Source organism: Stenotrophomonas sp., assembly GCF_036662295.1.
In the GTDB taxonomy this organism is placed as follows: Bacteria; Pseudomonadota; Gammaproteobacteria; order Xanthomonadales; family Xanthomonadaceae; genus Stenotrophomonas.
This window is the reverse complement of record NZ_JAVWXA010000155.1, coordinates 1-6,866: the sequence shown is the minus strand read 5'-3', so window position 1 is coordinate 6,866 and position 6,866 is coordinate 1. Positions and strand designations below refer to the sequence as shown.

8 protein-coding genes are annotated in these 6,866 nt (G+C 69.4%); all 8 read right to left on the bottom strand.

Annotated features, from left to right (window positions below; all coding sequences use genetic code 11):
• Positions 1-169 precede the first annotated feature (169 nt).
• The 8 genes from RSA25_RS18515 to RSA25_RS18480 all read right to left on the bottom strand — a co-directional run bounded on the left by RSA25_RS18515 (position 170) and on the right by RSA25_RS18480 (position 6,644).
• Positions 170-2,314, bottom strand: coding sequence for an EAL domain-containing protein (locus RSA25_RS18515; RefSeq protein ID WP_332810297.1), 2,145 nt, complete (start codon positions 2,312-2,314; stop codon positions 170-172).
• Positions 2,315-2,496: 182 nt separating this feature from the next.
• Complete coding sequence (fliR, locus tag RSA25_RS18510) at positions 2,497-3,288, bottom strand: flagellar biosynthetic protein FliR (protein ID WP_332810296.1); 792 nt, start codon at positions 3,286-3,288, stop codon at positions 2,497-2,499.
• Between the two features lie 7 nt (positions 3,289-3,295).
• Entirely contained in the window at positions 3,296-3,565 is a 270-nt protein-coding gene (locus RSA25_RS18505) for a flagellar biosynthetic protein FliQ (RefSeq protein WP_038688486.1), read from the bottom strand.
• 10 nt (positions 3,566-3,575) lie between these two features.
• On the bottom strand, positions 3,576-4,358 hold the full coding sequence (gene fliP / locus RSA25_RS18500; protein ID WP_332810295.1) for a flagellar type III secretion system pore protein FliP: 783 nt from the start codon (positions 4,356-4,358) through the stop codon (positions 3,576-3,578).
• A 2-nt stretch (positions 4,359-4,360) separates the two neighbouring features.
• Positions 4,361-4,762: a flagellar biosynthetic protein FliO gene (gene fliO, locus RSA25_RS18495; RefSeq protein ID WP_332810294.1), complete on the bottom strand. Its 402-nt coding sequence runs from the start codon at positions 4,760-4,762 to the stop codon at positions 4,361-4,363.
• Positions 4,759-5,097, bottom strand: a complete 339-nt coding sequence (gene fliN, locus RSA25_RS18490) for a flagellar motor switch protein FliN (protein ID WP_332810293.1) — start codon at positions 5,095-5,097, stop codon at positions 4,759-4,761. The genes fliO and fliN overlap by 4 nt, the downstream gene beginning before the upstream one ends.
• On the bottom strand, positions 5,094-6,101 hold the full coding sequence (gene fliM, locus RSA25_RS18485) for a flagellar motor switch protein FliM (protein ID WP_332810292.1): 1,008 nt from the start codon (positions 6,099-6,101) through the stop codon (positions 5,094-5,096). The genes fliN and fliM overlap by 4 nt, the downstream gene beginning before the upstream one ends.
• A gap of 9 nt (positions 6,102-6,110) precedes the next feature.
• Positions 6,111-6,644: a flagellar basal body-associated FliL family protein gene (locus RSA25_RS18480; protein WP_332810291.1), complete on the bottom strand. Its 534-nt coding sequence runs from the start codon at positions 6,642-6,644 to the stop codon at positions 6,111-6,113.
• Positions 6,645-6,866: the final 222 nt, after the last annotated feature.

Sequence of the window (6,866 nt, the reverse complement as noted above, 5' to 3'; positions counted from 1 at the left end):
GCCGGCACTACCCGGGGCGTTGGGGTTCATGAGGAGCCGGCCAGCGGCCGGCACTACCCGGGGCGTCGGGGTTCATGAGGAGCCGGCCAGCGGCCGGCACTACCCGGGGCGTTGGGGTTCGTGGGGAGCCGGCCAGCGGCCGGCACTACCGGGGCGTCGAGAGCCGCGGCTACCCCGCCGATGCGCCGGGCCGCGCCTGCGCCTTCCAGCCGGCAGCCATCTCCACCCGCGGGCGCTTGTGGTCGTGCAACTGCATGAAGCGTTCGGCCTCCACCGGGCGCCCCAGCAGGTAGCCCTGCAGGTAATCGCAGCCCAGCCGTTCCAGGTAGGCACGCTGGCCGGCGGTTTCCACGCCTTCGGCCACGATGTCCATGTCCAGCGCATGGCCCAGGGCGACGATGGCCGACACGATCACCACGTCCTCGGCGCTGTTTTCCAGGTCGCGCACGAACGCATGGTCGATCTTGATCTCGGTGGCCGGCAGGCGCTTGAGGTAGAGCAGGCTTGAGTAGCCGGTGCCGAAGTCGTCGATGGAGATGCCCACGCCCAGGCCGGCCATCGCCTGCAGCAGCTTCAGGCTGGCGTCGGTGTCGCGCATGACCGTGCTTTCGGTGATCTCCAGCACCAGCCGGCGCGGCTCCAGGCGATGGGTCTGCAGCACCTGGCGCACCTCCTCCAGCAGGTGCGGGGCGCTGAACTGGATCGGCGACAGGTTTACCGACATCGACCAGCCCTCGTGCCCGGCATCGTGCCACTGGCGCAGCTGGCGGCAGGCTTCATCCAGCGCCCAGCGGCCGATGTCGTTGATCACCCCGCTGCGTTCGGCCAGGCGGATGAAGCGGTCCGGCGGAATCAGCCCCTGTTGCGGGTGGCACCAGCGGATCAGCGCCTCCGCCCCGCTCACCGCCTGGCCGGCCACGCGGATCTTGGGCTGGTAATGCAGGCGCAGCTGGTCGGTGCCGATCGCCCGGCGCAGGTCGGCCAGCAGCTGGAACTGCTGGGCGGCGCTGTCGTTCATCCACTCGGCAAACACCGCGTAGGCGTTGCGGCCGGCTTCCTTGGCCTGGTACATGGCCGCGTCGGCGAAGGCCATCAGCTGGCGTTCGCTGGCGGCGTGGTCAGGGCAGAGGGCGATGCCGATGCTGGCGGTCACCTGCAACTCGTGGTCGGCCAGCAGCGGGCCGCCGCCCACGGCCTGGAGGATGCGGTTGGCCAGCGTGGCGATGTCCTCGTCATTGTCGATGCGTACCACCAGCACGAACTCGTCGCCGCCCAGCCGGGCCAGCACGTCGGCCGGGCGCAGCAGGTGCCGGGTGCGCTCGGCCACCGCCACCAGCAGGGCATCGCCGGTCTGGTGGCCGTAGGCATCGTTGACCTGCTTGAACCCGTCCAGGTCCATGAACATCAGCGCGAAGCGGCCGCCGCGCTGCTCGGCATCGGCCAGCGCCTGCTCGATGCGCTGCTGCAGCAGCAGGCGGTTGGGCAGGCGGGTGAGCGGGTCATGCAGCGCGGCCTGGGTGAGCTCGGCCTGGGCATCGTCCAGCGAGCTGCGCAGGGTCTCGTTGCGCACGCGCAGCAGCTGGGCCTGCATGCGCTGGTCCAGCCAGGACACCAGCAGCACCACGCCCAGGATCGCGGTGGCCAGCACCATCACCAGCGCGGCCAGCCACTGGGTCTGCAGGCCATCGCCGGCGGCCGCGCCACACACGCTGCCGGCCGGGAAGCGGGCGGCGGCCATTCCCGAGTAATGCATGCCCACGATGGCGCTGCCCAGCAGCGCTGCCGCCAGCATGCGGTGCTGCAGCCGGCGCTGGGGGTGGCGCAGCCGGAAGGCCAGGTACAGCGCCGCCCACGACGCGGCACCGGCCACCAGCAGCGAGGCGGCTACCCAGCCGGGGTGGTAGTCGATGCCCGGCTGCATGCGCATGGCGGCCATGCCCAGGTAGTGCATGGAGGCGATGCCGCTGCCCATCAGCAGCGCGCCCAGTGCCAGGCGCGCATGCGGCAGGGTGGGCCGGGAGACCCGCCACAGCGCGAAGATCGAGGAGGCCACGGCGGCCAGCAGCGAGATGCCGGTCCAGCCCACGTCGTAGCCCAGCGGGATCGGCAGCCGGAAGGCCAGCATGCCGATGAAGTGCATCGACCAGATGCCCAGGCCCATCGCGCAGCCACCGCCCACCAGCCACGCCAGGCTCAGCCGCGCGCTGGCGGCGGTGGTGATGCGATGGGCCATGTCCAGCGCGGTGAACGAGGCAAGCATGGCGACCAGCAGCGAAACCACGACCAACCACGGTGTGTAGTTGCCGTCGAGCATCGATGACTCTCCTTGGCCAGCGCAACTGCAATGACAGTGCGGCATCCAGGCCACGCGCGCCTGTCCCCGGCGAGCGCGGCCGCCACGCCCGGGCCGGCGCGTGGCAGCCACAGCCTAACGCCATGGCCGGGGGGGCTCGCAAGTGTCCAGGGCAGCAGGGCGCAACGGGGCGCGCGGCCGTGTCAGTGGGTGATGCCGTCGGCGGCCTGGAAGGCGGCATCGAACAAACGCTGCACCGGCGGCCCCATTTCACCGGCCAGCACGGTCAGCAGGAACAGCCCCAGCAGCAGCGCCACCGGCAGGCCCAGCTGGATCGGGTTGAGCGCCGGCGCCGCGCGGGCAAGCACGCCGAAGGCCAGGTTGATGGCCAGCATGGCCACCGTCAGCGGCAGCGCCAGCCCCAGCGCACCGCGGAATACCTGCAGGGCGAAGGTCGGGGCCGCGCCGAGGAAGGCGTCCACATCCGGCAGCGCGGTGCCGATGGGCACCGCCTTGTAGCTGTCCATCAGCAGTGAAATCAGCGCCAGGTGGCCGTTGCTGGCGAAGAACAGCAGGCCGAAAAGCAGGTAGAACCACTGCCCGATCACGCCCGAGCTGCCACCGCGCAGCGGGTCGCTCATCTGGGCGAAGGCCAGGCCGGTGCCCTGGGCGACCAGTTCGCCGGCCATCGCGCCGGCCTCGAACACCAGCCGCAGCAGGAAGCCGATCGACACCCCGATCGCCAGTTCGCGGGCAATGCTCAGCACGGTGGCGGCATCGAAGCCGGTCCACGCCGGCACCGGCGGCAGCATCGGCGACAACGCCACCGCCAGCGCGCCGGCCAGCACCACACGCACCCGGCCGGGCACGGCGCGGGTACCGATCATCGGCATCGCCATGGCCACCGCGCCGATGCGCAGCAGGGTCCACAGCACGGTGCCGATCATGCCGAAGGCCTGCAGGCCGTCGGCAGCCATCTGGGTGGCGGAATCCATGGCCGCGCTACCCGATCAGGTGCGGGATGCGCTGGAACAACAGCGTGGTGTATTCCACCAGCTGGCCGATCAGCAGGCTGCCCAGCGCAAACAACACGGCGGTCAGCGCGGCGGCCTTGGCCACGAAGGCGATGGTGGGCTCGTTGAGCTGGGTGGCGGCCTGCACCACGCCCACCACCACGCCCACGATCAGCACGGTCAGCAGCAGCGGGCCGGCGACCCACAGCACGACGATCAGGCCGCCACGCAGTTCGGTCAGGGCAAGTTCGGGGGTCATCGCAGCGCCCTCAGACCGGATTGAAGCTGGCGGCGAGGGTGCCCACCACCAGCACCCAGCCATCGACCAGCACGAACAGCAGGATCTTGAACGGCGCCGAGACCAGCATCGGCGACAGCATCATCATGCCCATGGACATCAGCACGCTGGCCACCACCAGGTCGATGATCACGAACGGGATGAAGATCAGGAACCCGATCTCGAAGGCGGTCTTCAGTTCGCTGGTGACGAAGGAGGCCACCAGCACCGGGAACGGGATCGCGTCCGGGCTGGCGTAGGTGCCGTGGCCGGCCATGCCGGCGAAGGTCATCAGGTCGGTCTCGCGGATCTGCGCCAGCATGAAGCCGCGCAGCGGTGCGGTGGTCAGCGTCCAGGCGGTCTGGAAGTCGATCTCGCCATTGAGGTAGGGCGCCATGCCGGTGCCCCACGCCTTCTGCCAGACCGGCAGCATCACCATCGCGGTGAGGAACAGGGCCAGGCCCAGCAGCACCTGGTTGGACGGCGTCTGGCCGGTGCCCAGCGCCTGGCGCAGCAGGCCCAGCACGATGATGATGCGGGTGAAGGCGGTCAGCACCAGCAGCATCGACGGGATCAGGGTGATCGCGGTCATCAGCAGCAGGGTCTGCAGCGGCAGGCTGACGGCCTGCCCGCCGATCTTGCCGACATTCACATCCGGCAGCGCCGGGGTGCCGGGCGCGCCGGGGGCGGCCATGGCCAGCGCCGGCAGGGCGCACAGCAGCAGGAGCAGCAGCAACGGCAGGTAACGGGTCCAGGAAGCGTTCGGGCCACGCATGATCAGGTTTCCTTGCGCAGCCGCTGTTGCAGCAGCTGGGCGAAATTCGGCAGGTGTTTGAAGTCGGGCAGGCGCGCCGGGGTGGGGGCGGGCAGCGGCTCGGGCAGGCGGTGCAGGGTGTTGATGCCGCCGGCGGTCACGCCCAGCAGCAGCTGTTCACCGTTGACCTCCACCACCACCACGCGCTCCTTGGCGCCCACGTTGAGGCTGGCCACCACGCGCATGCCCTCGGCCGGGCGGAAGCCGCTGCCGGGCATGCGCTTGAGCACCCAGCCCAGGCCCACGATCAGCGCCAGCACCGCCAGCAGCGCCAGCACCGCACCGAACATGCTCGGTGCGGCGGCCGCGTGCTGGCCGACCTTGGTCGCCGGCACGCCGGCGGCGATGAGCAGCGATGCGATCAACGCAGTCTCCGGATCCGTTCGCTGGGGCTGACCACGTCGGTCAGGCGCACGCCGAAACGATCGTTGATGACCACCACCTCGCCGTGGGCGATCAGGGTGCCGTTGACGAACACGTCCAGCGATTCGCCGGCGCCGCGTTCCAGTTCCACCACCGAGCCCTGGTTGAGCTGCAGCAGGTTGCGGATCGGCAGGCGGGCGCGGCCCACCTCCAGCGACAGCGTCACCGGCACATCCAGGATCACGTCCAGGTTGAGCTCGTCGCCGACGGTGGTGTCCTCGGACTGCAGCTGGGTGAACTGCGCCGGGGCCGGTTCGTGGGTGTCGATATCGTTCATTGCGGGTCTTCCTGCAGTACGGGAACGCGCGGGCGGGTGCCCGGGGGATGGGTGGCGGTGATCTTCACCGCGTTGAAACCGTTGGCGACGCCGAACTCACCGGTGAACACCGGTACGTTCTCCACGCACACCGGCACCTGCTTGGGCAGTTCGATGGGCAGCACGTCGCCGATCTTCAGCCGGGTCAGGTCGCGCAGGCTCATGCGCTTGGTGGCCAGCACGCTGGACAGGGTGACTTCGGCCACGTTGAGCTGCTCGCGCAGCATCACGCCCCAGCTGGCGTCGCGGTCGTTGCGATCGCTCTGGATGCCGGCATCGAGCAGTTCGCGGATCGGCTCGAGCATCGAGTAGGGCAGGGTGACGTGGATGTCGCCGCCGCCGCCGTCCAGCTCCACGTGCAGGCGGCAGACCACCACGTACTCGCGCGGCGTCACGATGTTGGCGAAGTGCGGGTTGATCTCCGAGTTGATGTATTCCAGCTCGACATCCATCACCGGCGCCCAGGCCTCGCGCAGGTCGGCGAAGGTCTGCTTGAGCAGCAGCTGGATGACGCGCATTTCCGTGGCGGTGAACTCGCGGCCTTCGATACGCGTCGGGTAGCGCCCGTCGCCGCCGAAGAAGTTGTCCACGATCGCAAACACCAGCGTCGGCTCGAACACGATCAGCCCGGTGCCGCGCAGCGGCTTGAAGCGGATCAGGTTGAGGTTGGTGGGCACGTACAGCGAGTGCATGTAGTCGTTGAACTTGATCAGCTCGATGCCGCGCACCGACAGCTCGGCCGAGCGCCGGATCAGGTTGAACAGGCCGATCCGCCACAGGCGGGCGAAGCGCTCGTTGACCATTTCCAGGGTCGGCATGCGCCCGCGGATGATGCGGTCCTGGCTGGCGAAGTCGTAGTTGCGGGCTTCGCCGGGGGTCGCGGCGTCCACTTCGGTTTCGACCGCACCCGAATCCACGCCGTGCAACAGCGCATCGATTTCGTCCTGGGAAAGCAGGTCATTCATGGCATGCCCTTACTGGGTGACGAAGCTGGTGAACAGCAGTTCGTCGGCGCCGGGCTTGCCGGTCTCGGCCTTGAGCAGCTTCTGCACCTCGGCCAGCGAGTCGGCCTGCAGGCGCTCCTTGCCGGCACGGTCGGCGATCTGGTTCGGCTCGACCTGGGAGAACAGCATCAGCAGCTTGGCGCGGATGGCCGGGGCATGCAGCTTGATCGCTTCCAGGGCAACCGGATCGCGGGTCATCAGCTGCACTTCCACCTGCAGGTAGCGCGGGCCGTCGAAGCTGCTGTTGAGGTTGACCACGAACGGCGGCTCCAGCCCGAAGTACTGCGCCGGTGCCGGCACGGCCTTGGTCGCCGCCGGCTTGGCCGCGGTGCTGTCGTGCTGGGAGGACCTGGCGAAATACCACGCACCGCCGCCGGCGGCGCCAGCGGCCAGCACGGCCACCAGGGCGGTGATCAACATCGGACTACGCGGCTTGGCAGCCTTGTCCTTGTCGGCGGATTTCTTGGTTTTGTCGGCGGCTGCGGCCACGAGGGGAAGCTCCATTGGATTGCTTCCTGGCTACATGCAAAGGGCGTGCCTGAATGACCGGCCCGGGCCGCGTCGGGTTTCTGGCGGGGGGGCGCGGTAGTGCCGGCCGCTGGCCGGCTCCACGCACAACCGAGATCCAGGTAGTGCCGGCCGCTGGCCGGCTCCACGCACAACCGTGATCCCCAGGGTAGTGCCGGCCGCTGGCCGGCTCCCCGGGAAACCATGGCGATGCGAGGA